This window comes from Roseinatronobacter alkalisoli (assembly GCF_028745735.1).
In the GTDB taxonomy this organism is placed as follows: Bacteria; Pseudomonadota; Alphaproteobacteria; order Rhodobacterales; family Rhodobacteraceae; genus Roseinatronobacter; species Roseinatronobacter alkalisoli.
The window spans coordinates 20703-36581 of record NZ_JAQZSM010000029.1; the positions used below are offsets into that span (position 1 = coordinate 20703).

Genomic DNA, 15879 nt, shown 5'->3' on the forward strand with positions numbered 1-15879 from the left:
TGGCCTGTCGCCAATCCTCTCCAACGCGCCGCCTATCATTGTATCAAGACCGCGCGGAAGTCATTGACGTTTGTGAGCGTGGGACCCGTTCGGATGAGATCGTCGATCGCATTAAATAGGCTGTAGCTGTCATGCCCCGCCAAGTGATGGCCAGGATCGCAGCCTGCATCGCGTGCCCGTTGAAGTGTCGTGGGGTCGATCACCGCACCTGCGGCATCCTCGGTACCGTCGATGCCGTCGGTATCTACGGCTACTGCGTGGACGCAGGGCATGCCGCGCAGGGCGATGGCCATCGACAGCAGGAACTCGGTATTGCGCCCGCCCCGGCCGGGTTTGCGATCTCCGATCGTAACGGTTGTCTCTCCACCGGAGAGCAGAACCGCAGGGCGTTGCGCCGGGGTAGCATGGTCGCCAACCGCACGCGCTATACCAGCCATGACGATCCCCATTTCACGCGCTTCACCCTCCAGCGAGCCCCCGAGAATGACGGGCATTATTCCGCATTGTTTCGCGACTTGCGCGGCTCGCTCCAGTGACATCTGCGGCGTGGCCACCAACCTGTAATCACCAGCTGGCGCGGGCGTGTCCCAAGTCCGTCGATCTGAAAGCGCTGACACCACACGATCCGGCAAGTTCGGACCAAGTCGTTCCATCGCGCGCGCCAGATCGATTTCGGTATCCGGGCAGGGAACCGTCGGCCCGGACGCGATGGCCATCGGATCATCCCCCGGCACATCGGAAATCGCCAGCGTTACTAATCGCGCCGGAGCTGCGGCGCGCGCAAGGCCGCCGCCCTTAATCAGCGAAAGCCGCCTGCGCAGCTGGTTCATTTCGCCAATCGGAAGACCCGAGGCCAGCAGCCTTTGTGTTATGTCGATCTTGTCGTCGAGTGTCAGAGGCGGCACCGGCGCGGCCAAAAGCGCAGAGCCGCCGCCGGAAATCAGCGCTAGGACAAGATCGTCTTCCTTCGCCTCTGTCACGGCCGCAAGTATTTCGGCAGTGGCCGCCTGTCCCGCGCTATCTGGGACCGGATGCGCCGCCTCGCGCACCTCGATGCGGTCGGTAGATACCGCATGGCCGTAGCGGGTGACGACCAAGCCCGACAGATCGACGTCGGGCCAGGCGGCCTCGACCGCCCGCGCCATGGCCGCCGCAGATTTCCCAGCACCGACGACGATACACCGCCCCGCCGGTTTGTCCGGCAGATGACGTGCAAGTACATCCGCAGGATCGGCAGCCGAAATGGCGGCATCCACCAGCTGGCGCAGCAACTTTCGGGCGGTAATTTCGATTGTTCCTGTCATCGTGGCCTCTCTGCCCGGGCCTCAGCCGCCGATCTCGTGCCCGGCCAGCGCTTCTATGGACCTGATCATTGCAGAATGGTCCAGCTCGCCGTGGCCCAGACCCGCGCAGGCGTTGAACAGCTCCTGAGCCTGGGCAGTGGCGGGCAACGCCATCTTGATACTGCGCGCGGATTCCAACGCGTTGTTCAGGTCCTTCTGGTGTAGCGAGATGCGGAAGCCCGGCTCGAAGGTCCGGTCGATCATCCTCTTGCCGTGCAGTTCCAGAATCCGGGACGAGGCAAGTCCGCCCATGAGGGCGTCGCGCACTTTGGCCGGATCGGCACCGGCCTTGGACGCAAAGACAAGGCCTTCGGAGACGGCGCCTATGGTCAGTGCGACGACGATTTGGTTGGCGATCTTGGCCGTCTGTCCGGCGCCGACATCGCCCACAAGCGTGATGTTCTGGCCCATGATCTCGAAGATCGGCAGAACGCGGTCGAAATCCGCTTGCGCCCCGCCGACCATGATCGACAGCGACGCCGCCTTGGCGCCCGCCTCGCCGCCCGAGACCGGTGCATCGAGATAGGCACAGTCCATATCGACGATGCGGTCTGCAAAGTCACGTGTGGCGACGGGCGAGATCGAGCTCATGTCCACGACGATCTTTCCCGCACTCAGCCCGGCGGCAACTCCGTCTTCGCCGAACAGCACGGCTTCGACGTCGTGCGTATCCGGGACCATCAGGATGATGACTTCCGCGTTTTCCGCAACGGCCTTGGCCGTGTGAGCCGCTTGCGCTCCCTGATCGACAAGGTACCGCGACTTGTCCTTGACCCGATACAAAACGACGTCGTGGCCGGCGGTAATTAGGTGTCCAGCCATAGGTTGGCCCATGACGCCCAGACCGATGAAACCGATTTTCATGGTTTATATACCTCTTGTTTGAACTCGCGCAGCCTGCGGGGCCGGATCAGGCCTCGGACCACATATCCTCTGTTCTTATCCGGTTGAGCATATCCTGACCGGCGCGGTACCGCCGGACGTTCTCGAGGATCATGTTCAACGACCTTTCGGACCGGTCCGGCAACTTCGCCGAGAAATGCGGCGTGATGAGCAAGTTTGGCGCGTCCCAAAGCGGGTGCTCAGGCGGCAAAGGTTCCGGGGTCATCACATCGATGCCCGCACCGGCGATCTGCCCTTCGGTCAGCGCAGCAATCAACGCGTCCTGGTCGACGACAGCACCGCGCGCAAGGTTTACAAGATAAGCGGTCTTTCTCATCCGGGCAAACTGCTCCGTCCCGATCATGTGGCGCGTCGCATCCGATAGGTTAATGACCAGCGCGACAATGTCGGACCGTTCGAGTATCTCGTCAATCCCCTCACCTCGGTCGCTGCAATACATATGGTCGACGCCTTCGGGAGGCGGCTCATCTCGGCGACGAAAGCCAAGCACCGTCATGCCGAACGCCTTCGCACGCACGGCCAGAGCCTTGCCTGTATTGCCCATGCCGATGATCCCCATCGTGCGCCCTTTGAGCGCAAAGATTCTGTCCATGTCGGGCAGGCCACGCCATCGGTGACACTTTTGTGCTTCGTAGAATTCCGGGTACCTGGCGCACAGCATCAAAGAGAACATCATGACGTGCTCTGCCAGCGCGGGTCCCGACCGCCCGGCCGAACCGGTGACGATCAGGCCCTTTTCGAACACCTCGGGGCGAGCCGACTTGGTCAAACCCGCATGGTCGCAATGCACCCATTTCAGGTGCGGCGCGTCGATGAAGCGTTGATCGAGGTCGCTGTGCAGGATGGCGATTTCGGCCTCGGCCAGCGCGGCGGCCACGGCCGCATCGTCGCTGGTATCGACGCACAGGATTCGTCCTGGGTAAAGAGCCGCCTCGAGCCGGGACCACTGGTCGGGATCGAAGGGCAAGTTGCTTGATAGGAAGATTGCCTTATCTGTCATTTGCCCGTCCTTACCATCCTTGGCGTAATTGAAGTTACACACTATTTATATTTGTTTATGTATTATATTCAACAAAAAATAGTAATGGAATAAGGGAAAATCTTGTAAGCCTCTGATGTATATTCGCAAAGACGCGCATCCGATGATCCATGAAAGCTCATCGGATACGGACCTGAATTCCGCAGTGAACAACGACATGTACCCGTCAAATCGCGACGGAAAGGCGATTAATCAGGTCGATTGCTTTCGACGTTTCCTACGCAGACGGTCAAGGAAAGTCGCCTGCGCATTGCCAAGGTGTTCCTCGATGCCACGCACCGCCGCTTCGGTTTGACCGTTCTCGACGGCTTCGACGATGCGCCAGTGTTCGTCGGATGACCGCCGCATTTGGGCGAGGTTCAGGGGCTCGGACTTGGACAGGGCTTGAAGCCATCTGTCATGCTTTCGGATGATCGACACAGCTTCGCTGTTGAAGTGATGATCAACCATAAGGTCATGAAACGCCACGTTCGCCTTGTGATAGGCGGCGTAATCACCCTTTTCGACTGCGGCCTCGCAGCCTTCCTGGTGTCGGCGCAACTCGGCAATGTCATCTGGGGTGGCAAACTCGACAAAGGATTTGACGATGTACGCCCAAAGTATGGCACGCAGATCGAAGACGTTCTGCAACATGTCCTCGCTGATTTCACGAACGCTGGCACCACGATTGGGCTCGATAGTGACCAGCCCTTCGCCTTCCAGAACCTGAAGCGCCTCGCGCGCGGGATTGGTGCTCGTACCATAGCGCTCAGCGATTTCAGATACCTTGAGGCGTGCCCCGGCTGTCAGACGTCCGTCGAAGATCTCCTCCCGAATGAGATGTGCAATGCGGCTATAGCCCGGTTCGCGGACTTTCCTAGTCTTCGATAGGCTTGTTGCTTTGCCGCTCTGGCTTTTGACGACCTTGTTCATCTCTCTTCCTTGTCATGCAGCGTGTGTAACCGGATGCTTAGTATATAATCAAACCTTTTTCACACACAAAACCGTCGCACCACAGGTGACCATCAACAGCTGACTACCCGGTTGCGACCTACCAATGACCAGAGCGCAAGGCCGATTATCGCGACACCGCCCAACCCAGTCACAATCTCCGCACCTTGCACGACGGATTGCGTAAGCGTGATGATCATTGACCGAACGTACATGGCCTCGATGCCTAGGCCGATGGCAATTGCCAGCAGGTTCTGCAACAGCGCAAAGGCACCGATCACCCCGCCAAGGATCAGGCCGACAGCCGTGACAAAAAAGGCCCAGCAGGAATGGAATAGCAAGGCAGCGTCGTATTGCCCGGTCGTGTCATGGCGCATCTTGCTTGACCCGACGATAGAAATGGCTGTCGTCCTGCGCGGCAAGCCAAGCCTCGAAGGCGGCGCGGTGTTCGTCCTTGGTGCAGGGATACAGGCCGATGATCGTGTTGCCCTGCTCGACCTGTTCCAGCGCAAATTCCTCATAAGCCGTCATCTCGACGCACTCATCCGCGATTTCGTCTGCGATTTCGGCAGGCACGACGATTACGCTATCGGCATCCCCAACGATGACGTCACCGGGAAAGACCGGAGCATCACCGCAGCCGATCGGTTCATTGATGGCAATGGCTTCGTTGTTGGTCAAGTTGGTCGGACTGGACGGGCGCGTGTGATAGGCCGGGATGTCCAACGCCGCAACGTTCATCGCATCCCGAAACCCGCCATCGGTGATGACCCCGGCTGCACCACGCTTCATCAATCGGGTGATTAGAATATCCCCGGCAGAGGCCGCGTCGGCTTGCTTGCGACTGTCCATGACAAGGACATGGCCTTCGGGGCAAGTCTCGATCGCGACTCGCTGCTTGTGATCGGGGTTGCGAAATACTTCGATCCCGTTGCGGTCCTCCCGCGCCGGCATATAGCGCAGGGTGAAGGCTGGGCCGACCATGTTCGCGCCCTTCCAGCCGATCGGATACGCCCTTTGGATCACCTGATGGCGTAACCCGCGCTTGTACAGCGCCGTTGCGATGGTCGCGACGGAAACATGCTGAAACTTGACTTTGGTGCTCTCTTTCATAAACAGATCCTTTATGTCGTTTGGTAGGTCAAAGCGCCAATACCCAGCTTGGCACCGCGCCTATCTTGAGTCGGCTTGTAACGTTGGGCTGGCCGTCGCGGCCGATACGGTAGGTCCAGACCTCACCGCTCTTTTCTCCAAGTGCGATCAGATGTTTTCCCGTGCGGCTGAGGCCAAAGGCGGACGGACAGTCTGGCCCCGCCACGATGCCGCCTAGACGCATTTCGCCCTCCGCGTCGAGGCTGTAGGTGAAGATCTGCGACGTAGTGCGCTCGGACGCGTAGAGTTGGGTTTCATCCGCCGCAAGCCGCAGTTCGGCGGCCCAGGCCGTGTCTGCCTCCGACAGCAGCGTGACACTCTGGCGGACAGATAGGGCACCGGTTCTGCCATCGACGTTGAGGCAGGTCAGCAGCCCCTTGAATTCCGACAACAGGTAGGCCCGGGTTCCATCCGAAGTAAACCGGATGTGGCGAGGCCCCGATCCAGCGAGCAGATTGAGGCGGGACAGCATTTCAAGATAGCCGCGAATTGCGTCGAACCTGTAGCATTGTACGAAGTCACCGCGCAGGCTGGTGGCATAGACAAGCCCGTTGGGCGCTGGCATCACGCAATGGGCCTTGAACGCCTTCTGCGTCAGAATGGGGTCTCCTGCGCACCCGTTGTCGTCGATCGGGCAGACTGCGATCACACTGCCGGTATTCGAGGAGGTCAGAATGCTCTGGCCGCAGGACGACAGCGTCAGGTAACACATGCTGGCCGGCAGGTGGGTGCTTCCGAGGCAGTTCAGGCGGCGTGCCGCGCGATCCAGAGCAAAACTGAAGAGGCGGAACTTATCGCCCCTCCACGCCAAATAGATCCGCTCCCCATCTGCGCTAGCAGCCATCGGGACGCCCCTGCATGCGCCCTCGGCCCCCGGCAAGGGTTGCTCGTCGATGGTTTCGAGGCTTCCCGTCGCCGGATCCAAAATACAAAGCGCAATCGCCGCCTGACCAGCGAGGGCCACCAGGACGAGGTCACCGCGCGCGGTCAGGAGGCTTTCCGCTGCCCGTTCCATCTTGCCTTAGGCCTCCTCGGTCCGTTTGAGACGCAGCCGAGACCGACGGCGCAGACGTGGTTGGAAATACACACATTCGCCAAAGGTGCCCGGCTCGTAGGCCCCTTCGTTCTGCGGCATCTCCGCGACGTTGCGGCTGCTGGGATACTTCTCGATTTCTTCTTCTACCAGCTCTACCCCCAATCCCGGAGCGGTAGGAACGGGCAATGCGCCATTCTCGGCCTTCAGCATCGGCGTCACGACCTCGTAGCGCCCGTTCCAGTCAATCTCGACCCGTTCCAGCATCAGAATATTGGGGATGGTTGCCATGACATGAAGGGCCGCGAATTCCGCCACCGGCCCCAAAGAGCCGGAATGCGGTGCCATGGTGATGAAGTGGGATTCCGCCATCGCGGCCATTTTGCGCATCTGGGTGATCCCGCCTGCTCGGCCAGTGTCTGGCTGGATCACATCCACGAGGTCACGCTCGATATAAGGTCGGATGCCCCAGAGCGTGCTGACGCGCTCTCCCGCCGCCAAGGGAATGTCCAATGCATTGCGCACACGCTGCAACACATCAAGGTTCTCGGGCGCAACCGGATCTTCGTAGAACAGCAGGTCCAGCTTCTCGAGTTCCCGCCCCACGGCGATGGCGTCGGCAGCGGTCATCCAGGATGGACCATGCGCATCGACCATAACGTCGATCTCATCTCCAACCGTATCACGGATCGACGCAACGAGATCTATGTCCACGGCACCGGTAAAGCCCACCTTCACCGCGCTGTAGCCGCGCGAAACCAGTGCGCGCGCTCGCTCGGGCGTTTTGGCATGGCCATAGACCGGGATGGTACTACGAAACTGACCACCTAGTAGGTTCCAAACCGGCTGCCCAAGGGCCTTGCCCTTGATGTCCCAGAGCGCCATTTCGATACCCGTCAACGCGCCACCACCGACCGTGCCGGTCATGCCGTGTCCCATGGTGGCTATATAAAGCCGGTACCAAAGCCGGTCGATGTCGCGTGGGTCTTCCCCTATTAGGACCGTGGTAAGGTCCTGCACGGCCTGCTCGACCACGCGGGGCCAGCCCGAGCATTCTCCAATGCCATAAATGCCTTCGTCGGTCTCGATCTTCAGGAACAGCCAGTTGCGCGACCCGCGAAAGGACCCGTCCGCCTTGGACAGGCCAGGTCGGGGCCCGACCTGCATTAGGTATGTCTTGATGTCAGTTATCTTCACGGGAGGTCCTCAGGTGGCTTCTTGGTAGCGGACGCGCTGTTTCTGGCCGCGCACACGCGGATCGGCCACGGGCACGGCAGAGAGCAGCGATTGCGTGTAGGCGTGCTGTGGCTTTTGACAGACGGTTTCCGTGTCACCAGTTTCGACGATCTGTCCACGATACATAACGGCGATCCGGTCGCAGAAATAGCGGATCACAGCGATGTCATGGCTGATCAGGATGAAACTAAGATCGAACCGTTTTTGCAGATCAAGCAGCAGATCGAGCACCTGCGTCCTGATGCTGACGTCCAGCGCCGAGGTTGCCTCATCCGCGATAATGACCCGCGGGTTCGGCGCAATTGCGCGGGCGATGGACACGCGCTGTCGTTGTCCGCCCGAAAAGGCATGCGGGTAGCGCATGTAGGCAGATGCGGGCAGCCCCACAAGTTCCAGCAGTTCGTGCACACGGTCGCGGATTTGTTGGCCGGTCAGCTTGCCCTCGACAACCAGCGGTTCACCGATGATCTGGCCAATCGTCATGCGCGGGTTGAGCGAGGAGAACGGGTCCTGGAATACGGTCCGGATATCGCGCCACGGCTCCGCAAGCTGGTCTTCCGTCAGACCCGCAATGTCGCGCTCCTGCCCGGCCTCATTGGTGTATAGGACCCTCCCATCCGTGACTTCGTAGACACGTTGCAGGCAACGGCCCAGTGTTGTCTTTCCGGAGCCGCTTTCGCCGACAACACCGAGGTTTTCACCCTTGCGTAGTTCCAGATTGGCCGTGTTGACCGCCTTGAAGCCTTTCACCTCGCCGCCGAACCATCTCTTGCCAGAGCCAAAAACCTTGGTGATTCCGTCCGACACAAGGATAGGCTCGCCGATCGCCCGGGTTTCACGCATCTCCAGACGCCGCGCCGAAGGATGGTCGAGTTCCCGCACAGAGTTCAGCAGACGCTGAGTGTAGGGATGCTGCGGCTTCTCGAAAATTTCGTAAACGTCGCCGGTCTCGACCACCTTGCCGAAGCGCATCACCGCGATCTCATCCGCGATTTCCGCCACTACTCCCATGTCATGGGTGATGAACATGACAGCCATGTCGCTTTCGTCCTGGATTGAACGGATCAGGTCGAGGATCTCGGCCTGAATGGTTACGTCGAGCGCCGTCGTCGGTTCGTCCGCGATTAGCACGGTCGGGTTGCAGGCCAGCGCCATGGCAATCATCGCCCGCTGCCGCATCCCGCCAGAAAACTCAAAGGGGAATTGGTCGATGGCCTTACCGGGGTTGGGAATTTCCACCTTGCGCAGCAATTCGAGTGTACGTTCTCGTGCCTCCTTCTTCGAGACAGCCTCGTGCAGTCGGATCGCTTCGCCGACTTGATCACCGATCCGGTGCACCGGCGACAGAGAACTCATCGGCTCTTGGAAGATCATGGCGATATCGCGGCCACGCAAGTTGCGGATAGCCTTCGACTTGGGATCAAGCTGCAACAGGTCGATCGTTTCGTCAAAATCGCTACCGCGCGCCGTGCGATGTCGGTGGAGCAGCGCCTGCCCCCCCGTTACACGTCCAGGCGGGTCGACGATTTGTAGGATCGAGCGCGACATCACGCTTTTTCCGGATCCGCTTTCGCCGACGACACAAAGCGTCTTGCCGGCATGCAGTTCCAGCGACACGTCATCCACGGCGCGGAAGGTGCCGCGTTGCGTCACAAACTCGGTGATCAGGTTCCTGAGTTCCAGAACGGTGCTATTGGTCGCGGCGGTCTTGGCCATTGCTGTCATTGGTGGGTATCCTGTGCATAGGGATCGGCCGCATCCCGCAAACCGTCACCGAGGAAGTTCAGGGCGAGTACAGCCAGAAAGACGGCCCCGCCCGGAATGAAGAGCCAAGGAGCTTGGGCGATCGAGCGCACGTTCTGTGCCTCCTTCAGTAAAACGCCCCACGAGATAATCGGCGGCGTCAGGCCAAGTCCGAGGAACGACAACGACGTCTCGGCAATGATCATCACCGGGATCGCCAGCGTGACCGACGCAATGATGTGGCTAACCATCGACGGCATCATATGGCGAAAGATTACACGTTTGCGCGAACAGCCATCCAGCCTCGCCGCGGTGACGAAGTCTTCGGTCCGCAGCGCCAGGAAGCGGCCCCGGACCACTCTCGCAAGTTCAGTCCATGCAACCAGCGAGAGGATGACCGTGATCGCAAAGTAGCGCGTCAGCGGTGACCAGTCTTGCGGCAACGCGGCGCTCATGCCCAGCCAGATGGGAATCGTCGGCAGAGAGATCACCAGCTCGACGATCCTCTGGATGATCATGTCGACCCGACCGCCGTAAAAACCAGAAACGCCACCGAGTATCAGGCCCAATGCAAGGCTAAGCGTCACACCAACCAAGCCGATGGACATGGAAATCCGCGTGCCATAGATCGTCCGGCTGAGCATGTCGCGCCCCAGTCTATCCGCACCGAACATGTAGAACCGTTCGCTGGGGTCTGCGGTCGTCAGGAAGTGACGATCCATCGGGATCACTCCCCACAGCCTGTAGGGATCACCCTTGCCGAAGAATTGAAGGTAAATCTTCTCGTCGGGGTTCACTATGTAGGTGGTCTTGAGCGTGAACTTGTCCCTCTCCGCCGTCAGCGAGCGGACGTGCGGCCGGACCGACCAGCCGCCGTCATCATGCCGGTCTATGAAACGGATCATCTGTGGCGGATGGTAGACGTCTGCCGCAGAGGTCGCATTCGGATTGAACGGAGCTAGGAATTCGGAGAACGCGGCCACGACGTAGAGCATCAGAACGATGATTGCACCGGTCATCGCCAGGCGGTGCCTGCGGAACGCGATCCAGATCAGGCTCCACTGAGACGCAAAGTCCTGGGGCGATTGTACGAGCGCGCGTGGGTCTGTTTCTGTCTTGGAATTCATGGGCATCACCGGAAGCGAATGCGCGGATCAATCACCGCAAGGAGAATGTCTGATACCAGCATCCCAATGATCGACAGGCAGCAAAGCAGTAGGATGAAGGCACCGGCCAGGTACATGTCTTGTGCCAAAAGGGCTTGGAGCATGAGCGGACCTGCAGTTGGCAGCGACAGCACGACAGCTGTGATGACGGCACCAGAAATGAGCTGCGGGAATGCCCAACCGATCGTCGACACGAACGGGTTGATCGCGATGCGCACCGGATATTTCATGATCAGGCGCCATTCCGATAGACCTTTAGCACGCGCGGTCGTCACGTAGGGACGGTGCAGTTCATCCAGCAGGTTTGCGCGCATGATGCGCACCAAGCTTGCTGTCGCGCTCGTGCCAAGAATGATAACTGGTATCCAGATATGCTTTGCAAGGTCGACAAGCTTGGCCCATGACCAGGGCGCGTCCTGATACTCGTCCGAAAATAGGCCTGACACGTCAGCCCCGAAATAAACCACAGCGATGTACATAAGTACGAGCGCAAAGAGGAAGTTGGGCGTCGCAAGCCCGAGAAAGCCAATCGCTGTGACTACGTAGTCGCCGATCGAGTACTTCCGCACAGCGGAATAGATACCGATAGGAAGTGCCAAAGCCCATGTGAACATGAGCGTGGCAAGCGCCAGTGTCACGGACAAGGACATGCGCTCCCAAATTAGCGTTGAGACCGGCTGCTGCCATTCGAAGGAGATGCCAAAATCACCCTGAACGGCGTTGCTGATCCAGTGCCAGTACTGAACCAGAAACGGCTGATCCAATCCGTAGCGTTCGCGCATGGCGTCAAGACGCGCTTGGTCGACGACATCTCCGGACTCGGAAAGCGTTGCAGCGAAACTCGTGATGTAGTCACCGGGTGGTGCTGAGATGAGCGCAAAGGCGATGATCGACACTGCGAATAGGAGCGGAATTGACCAGGCGATGCGCCGCAAAATGTAGAGGAAAAGCATTTCTAAACCACCTAGATGTGCTGCTATTGCATTGCGTTGAGCAGTGCCGCCACCACGGGATCGGCGGCACCGCATTCGATTGTGCTAGCCTACTCTGCCCAGTACCAAGTTTGCAGCAGCGTGGGCGATGGAGTCGGATAGGACCAGGAGCTTGGCATTGACTCCGGCACATTCCTTAAACCATTCTTGATGATGCCATATGTTGGGAGAGCCTTGGACACACCGATCACTTCGAATTCGTCCGCTGCTATGGAGGCAATTTCCAACATTGTGGCACGCCGCCCTGCGGGGTCGGCAATCCCGCGCGCTTTGTCATAGAGTTCGAGGCGCTTCTTGACGCTGACCGGGGGCTCTTCGCCGCGCTCACCGCCGCTTTCGTACCAGTTCACCCATGGAATGCCGTACCGACTGTCATGGCTTACTGGCACAAGTTGGTGCGGCAATTGGCCGGAAACCCAGCTCTGACGACCGTTCCACACAGCAGCGTCATGCTCGTTGCTCTCTGACGTTCGCTGGTAGAAGAAGGTCCGCTCCATGGGGTTGATGTCCATGTCCACACCAATCTCCGCCCATTGCTGCTCGATCAATTGAAGTGCGTCGACCCATGTTGGATCAAAGGTCGGGATTACGTCTACCCTGAACTTGAGCGGCGCTCCGTTCGGCAGCAGGCGCATTCCGTTGGCACCGCGCTCGACCAATCCCAACCCGTCCAGCAGGGCATTCGCCCTCTCCGGATCATGCTCAAGAAACTGCGTCGAGGTTCGCTCGTCGAAGTATGGGTGGGTTTCGAATGGACCGTGTTGCCACGGTTCTCCATCGCCAAGCATCACGGTGTCGATAATAGCTTGACGGTCCATACCGATCGACAGCGCCACACGGAAGTCCCTCTCGTTGAACACCTTCTTCAACTCGGAATTCTTGCTGGTCAGATTTAGATTGATGACCATGTTCGAGCCACCCGGAGGCGCGGCTTCGAAGAACTGGTAGCCGCCCGGTTCGCGGTTTTCGGCCAAGACGGGGCGGTTGTTGGGCGCATCGATGTGCCGCAGACCAAAGTCGATCCGGCCGCCGATGATCGCTAGGATCAGGCTCTCGGTGTCCGCACCGATCGGCATAACTAGCTTGTCGATATAAGGTAATTGGTTGCCGTCGGTGTCAATCTGCCAGAAATACGGGTTCCGCTCCATCACGACGCGCGTCGCGCCGCCGGTATATGGCTCAATAATAACCCATGGATCGAGTGTGGGCCGTTCTGGATTGCCCCAGCGCGCCGGAATTTCCAGATCACCGCACTTCTGCAGGAAAAGGTTCTGCCAGTCTGCCGCGTTCTCGGCTGCAATCAACTCCTCGATGTTGTCGTTATATTTTGGCATAAACCGGCTGCAGTAGTGCTTGGAATACAGGACCGGATTCTGCCCGAGCGGCGCCGCAAGCTCCGCCAGGAAGTCTCCGTAGGGCTGAGCAAAGGTGAACCTGACGGTGTAGCTGTCGAGTTTCTCGGCTTTCAGCGGCTCGCCGCCGGTCGTGTAGCGCGCGGGAATCGGCGCGAATTCATCGTTGAGGATCAAGTCCGTTACGTTGAACATGACATCATCGGCGGTGAACGGCGTGCCGTCCGACCATTTCATCCCTTCACGCAAATGGAAGGTGAACACTTTGCCCTCGTCGTCAACTTCAAAGCTCTCGGCGACGTTCGGGACAACCTCGGTGTATTGCGGATCCCAACGGACAAGGCCCTGGGGCCCGACGACACGCAGGATTCCGTTGTGGTCCGAGCTGCCCCGTAGTCCGGTCCTCAGCTCGCCACCGTAGGTCCCGATCGAGTCAAGCGGCTGGATGACGGCCGGTTCGCTACCGACCCGCTCAGAAACCGGAGGCAGCTCGCCCGCCGCGACCTTCTCGGCCAGCGCAGGCGCCTCACCAGTTGCCCCTTGTCCGGCATCCGACAGCGCCATCAGCGGCGTAATCGCAACGCCAAACATCAGGCCAGCCATCACACGGCCGGACCTCATGCGCACGCGGTCTATAATTCTTTTCATCGATTCCTCCCTGATTTTGCTGCGGGAACTAGCGGCTCCTTCCGGCGGTCCCCTGCAGTGGCAAGGAAACCTTATAATCACCGTTTACATTTTTCAATACATATTATACATTATTTAGCAATGGTACCACTAGGGACGTGGGGCATCATTTGCTAGACTTACCCGAAAGCGAAGATTAATTCTGAAAAACAAAGATGATCACTGGAACAAGCCTACATGACAGATCGAGAGATATCGTACACTATTATTCTAATATCGGCTGGAGTTTTGCTTGGCATCCGCCCTCTTGCGACTCCAAATCCTGCCGAGGGTTTGCAAGGATGAACTCGCAGAAAACGCACGAAATCACCCAACAAAACGCGCTGGACCGGCCGCTTAACCAGTCTCCCAAGCGGATTGCGATTACCGGCGGGTCCGGTCGGGTTGGAACGGCGCTGCGTCGGGCGCTTGCCGGTAAGGTAGCGAGTATCAAGATTGTCGACACAACCAATCCCGGCCCTTTGGACAATAACCAAACTTGGGAGCATGTGGACGTATCCGATTGCGAGGCCCTGTCTGCGAGTATGGCGGAAGTAGACGCCATTGTGCACCTCGCGGGCTACCCAAACGAACGCGGCATCGACGATATCCTGCGCGTGAACATCCTAGGTACTCACAACATGCTCGAGGCGGCCCGGCGTAATGGCATCGGGCGGGTAGTCTTTGGATCGTCCAATCATACGGTCGGCTTCTACCCGCGCCGGACGATCGTCTCCGACACAGACCCGATGCGACCGGATTCACTGTACGGGCTGAGCAAATGTTGGGGCGAGCTGGAGGCAGGGCTTTACTTTGACAAGTTCGGCATCCGCACGCTGAACATCCGCATAGGCAATGCGGGCGAACGGCCCACGGACGCGCGCGCGCTGCGGATCTGGGTCAGTCCGCGCGACCTTGCGCAGCTGGTCCTGATCGGGCTCGAACACCCCGATGTCACCTGCACTACCGTCTACGGAATATCTGATGTGGAAGCCGGCTGGCTGGACAACGGTACGGCGGTGGCCCTGGGCTACAGGCCCGTCGACAGTGCCAAGGCCATGGTCGGGCCGGACAACGCCGAAGAACGCCCGTCGCCGCTACCGCATATTGCCGAGTTCTTCCAGGGCGGTCGCTTTTGCGTGATCGAACACGATGGAACGCTGCGGGACCGCGCAAAATGAAGATACATGGCGCGTCGCGGCCGAGCTCATTGGCGGACCCCGACGGGACGAATATCACGATTCGGAACGACGCTCTGCGGGCAGTCTTCCATCCTGTAGCCGGGGGGCGCCTTGGTTCCCTTCGTCACGCCCGCCACGGTGACTTGATCGTGCCGTTCATAGCTGACACCTTCGACCCATCGACCTGGCCGAAATCGGGCGCGTTTCCGCTGTTTCCGTTCCACAACATGCTACGGCACTCGACGTTTGAACATGAGGGCCGACCGGTCCGCCTGCGGCCCAACATGCCTGGCGGCAAAGACGTGATGCATGGTCCCGCCCACCGCCGCGCGTGGTCTGTCAGCTATCACGGTGAAGAGCAAATCGCGTTGACGCTGGATTACCATGCCGACGGAGACTGGCCGTTTGACTTCAGGGCCACGCAGCGGTTCGAACTTCATCAGGACCAGTTGACCGTCAAGCTTTACCTGACCAATACAGGGCGCGAGCACATGCCCGGCGGTCTTGGCTGGCACCCGTATTTCCGAGCCTCCAAAGACGGGGTGATCGGCCTTGACGCTACGAGACGGTGGACCCCCTTTGGTCCCGCAGGCATGACCCACGATAGCCCTGTCGCGCCCTTGATCCGCCTTGCACTGGGCAGCACATGGCACTACTCTGGATGGACGCAGGCCACCGCCGTGGTCGGCGATGGCGCGCGGATCACGCTGAGCGGACAGGGAGCTCTGACATGCTTCGCCGCCCTGCACAAAGAGGCCTACCTGTGCCTTGAACCGGTGTCCCACGTCGCCGGCGCGCTGGCGGGTCCGCAGACCCCCACCGATACCGGCCTGCGCCATCTGGCACCGAGCGAGAGCATGTGTGGCACGATCATCCTGTCGGTCGCCTAACGCGGTGCCGACCTAAATCAGTGCAAGATCGCAAGCCCCACTTGTAAGGCACCAAGTCCGAAAATCTCACTGCGCATCGACCAAAGTCAGGAGGGCTGCATCTCCAATCCGATAACGAAAAGAAATTAAAGCCTCGAGCCTTTAACTTGATCCATATCCTGCTTCGCAGCAGTAATTCCAGCATTCCTGCGGTGTGAACAGATCGCAGACTTCGGCGAGTGCGTCGAACATCTGGTCGAATGTTCTGGCCCCG

The 15879-nt window shown here is 59.4% G+C and carries 13 protein-coding genes and 1 pseudogene; 2 read left to right on the forward strand and 12 right to left on the reverse strand.

Translation table 11 applies throughout. From position 1 onward, the window contains the following. Positions 1–35: 35 nt before the first annotated feature. The 12 genes and pseudogenes from PUT78_RS19610 to PUT78_RS19665 form a co-directional block, all read right to left on the reverse strand. Entirely contained in the window at positions 36–1304 is a 1269-nt protein-coding gene (locus tag PUT78_RS19610) for a glycerate kinase type-2 family protein (protein WP_274353959.1), read from the reverse strand. A gap of 21 nt (positions 1305–1325) precedes the next feature. Continuing rightward, a complete protein-coding gene (locus PUT78_RS19615; RefSeq protein WP_274353960.1) occupies positions 1326–2207 on the reverse strand; it encodes a 2-hydroxy-3-oxopropionate reductase in 882 nt (293 codons plus the stop codon). Positions 2208–2253: 46 nt separating this feature from the next. After that, positions 2254–3246: a D-2-hydroxyacid dehydrogenase gene (locus PUT78_RS19620; RefSeq protein WP_274353961.1), complete on the reverse strand. Its 993-nt coding sequence runs from the start codon at positions 3244–3246 to the stop codon at positions 2254–2256. Between the two features lie 231 nt (positions 3247–3477). Then, positions 3478–4197, reverse strand: a complete 720-nt coding sequence (locus PUT78_RS19625) for a GntR family transcriptional regulator (RefSeq protein WP_274353962.1) — start codon at positions 4195–4197, stop codon at positions 3478–3480. A gap of 92 nt (positions 4198–4289) precedes the next feature. Then, positions 4290–4499, reverse strand: a pseudogene (locus PUT78_RS19630) (DUF475 domain-containing protein); the annotation flags it as partial. An 82-nt stretch (positions 4500–4581) separates the two neighbouring features. Then, a complete protein-coding gene (locus tag PUT78_RS19635; protein ID WP_274353963.1) occupies positions 4582–5328 on the reverse strand; it encodes a ribonuclease activity regulator RraA in 747 nt (248 codons plus the stop codon). A 28-nt stretch (positions 5329–5356) separates the two neighbouring features. Then, positions 5357–6382, reverse strand: a complete 1026-nt coding sequence (locus PUT78_RS19640; RefSeq protein WP_274353964.1) for a lactonase family protein — start codon at positions 6380–6382, stop codon at positions 5357–5359. A 6-nt stretch (positions 6383–6388) separates the two neighbouring features. Then, positions 6389–7597: a mandelate racemase/muconate lactonizing enzyme family protein gene (locus PUT78_RS19645; RefSeq protein WP_274353965.1), complete on the reverse strand. Its 1209-nt coding sequence runs from the start codon at positions 7595–7597 to the stop codon at positions 6389–6391. A gap of 9 nt (positions 7598–7606) precedes the next feature. Beyond that, positions 7607–9361 carry a dipeptide ABC transporter ATP-binding protein gene (locus PUT78_RS19650; protein ID WP_274353966.1) on the reverse strand — a complete coding sequence of 585 codons (1755 nt, stop codon included), beginning with the start codon at positions 9359–9361 and terminating at the stop codon, positions 7607–7609. Next, positions 9358–10506: an ABC transporter permease gene (locus PUT78_RS19655; RefSeq protein WP_274353967.1), complete on the reverse strand. Its 1149-nt coding sequence runs from the start codon at positions 10504–10506 to the stop codon at positions 9358–9360. The genes PUT78_RS19650 and PUT78_RS19655 overlap by 4 nt, the downstream gene beginning before the upstream one ends. 5 nt (positions 10507–10511) lie before the next feature. After that, positions 10512–11498, reverse strand: coding sequence for an ABC transporter permease (locus PUT78_RS19660; protein ID WP_274353968.1), 987 nt, complete (start codon positions 11496–11498; stop codon positions 10512–10514). 89 nt (positions 11499–11587) lie between these two features. Then, on the reverse strand, positions 11588–13537 hold the full coding sequence (locus tag PUT78_RS19665) for an ABC transporter substrate-binding protein (protein ID WP_274353969.1): 1950 nt from the start codon (positions 13535–13537) through the stop codon (positions 11588–11590). A 320-nt stretch (positions 13538–13857) separates the two neighbouring features. On the opposite strand from PUT78_RS19665, the gene PUT78_RS19670 reads away from it, so the two are divergent. Then, entirely contained in the window at positions 13858–14736 is an 879-nt protein-coding gene (locus PUT78_RS19670) for an NAD-dependent epimerase/dehydratase family protein (RefSeq protein WP_274353970.1), read from the forward strand. Then, positions 14733–15626: an aldose epimerase family protein gene (locus PUT78_RS19675; RefSeq protein WP_274353971.1), complete on the forward strand. Its 894-nt coding sequence runs from the start codon at positions 14733–14735 to the stop codon at positions 15624–15626. Before PUT78_RS19670 ends, PUT78_RS19675 begins: the two co-directional genes overlap by 4 nt. Positions 15627–15879 lie beyond the last annotated feature (253 nt).

Excerpts from the sequence above, each read along its gene's own strand:
- PUT78_RS19610 (WP_274353959.1), bottom strand. The coding sequence starts at position 1,304 with ATGACAGGAACAATCGAAATTACCGCCCGAAAGTTGCTGCGCCAGCTG.
- PUT78_RS19615 (WP_274353960.1), bottom strand. The coding sequence starts at position 2,207 with ATGAAAATCGGTTTCATCGGTCTGGGCGTCATGGGCCAACCTATGGCT.
- PUT78_RS19620 (WP_274353961.1), bottom strand. The coding sequence starts at position 3,246 with ATGACAGATAAGGCAATCTTCCTATCAAGCAACTTGCCCTTCGATCCC.
- PUT78_RS19625 (WP_274353962.1), bottom strand. The coding sequence starts at position 4,197 with ATGAACAAGGTCGTCAAAAGCCAGAGCGGCAAAGCAACAAGCCTATCG.
- PUT78_RS19635 (WP_274353963.1), bottom strand. The coding sequence starts at position 5,328 with ATGAAAGAGAGCACCAAAGTCAAGTTTCAGCATGTTTCCGTCGCGACC.
- PUT78_RS19640 (WP_274353964.1), bottom strand. The coding sequence starts at position 6,382 with ATGGAACGGGCAGCGGAAAGCCTCCTGACCGCGCGCGGTGACCTCGTC.
- PUT78_RS19650 (WP_274353966.1), bottom strand. The coding sequence starts at position 9,361 with ATGACAGCAATGGCCAAGACCGCCGCGACCAATAGCACCGTTCTGGAA.
- PUT78_RS19655 (WP_274353967.1), bottom strand. The coding sequence starts at position 10,506 with ATGAATTCCAAGACAGAAACAGACCCACGCGCGCTCGTACAATCGCCC.
- PUT78_RS19660 (WP_274353968.1), bottom strand. The coding sequence starts at position 11,498 with ATGCTTTTCCTCTACATTTTGCGGCGCATCGCCTGGTCAATTCCGCTC.
- PUT78_RS19665 (WP_274353969.1), bottom strand. The coding sequence starts at position 13,537 with ATGAAAAGAATTATAGACCGCGTGCGCATGAGGTCCGGCCGTGTGATG.
- PUT78_RS19670 (WP_274353970.1), top strand. The coding sequence starts at position 13,858 with ATGAACTCGCAGAAAACGCACGAAATCACCCAACAAAACGCGCTGGAC.
- PUT78_RS19675 (WP_274353971.1), top strand. The coding sequence starts at position 14,733 with ATGAAGATACATGGCGCGTCGCGGCCGAGCTCATTGGCGGACCCCGAC.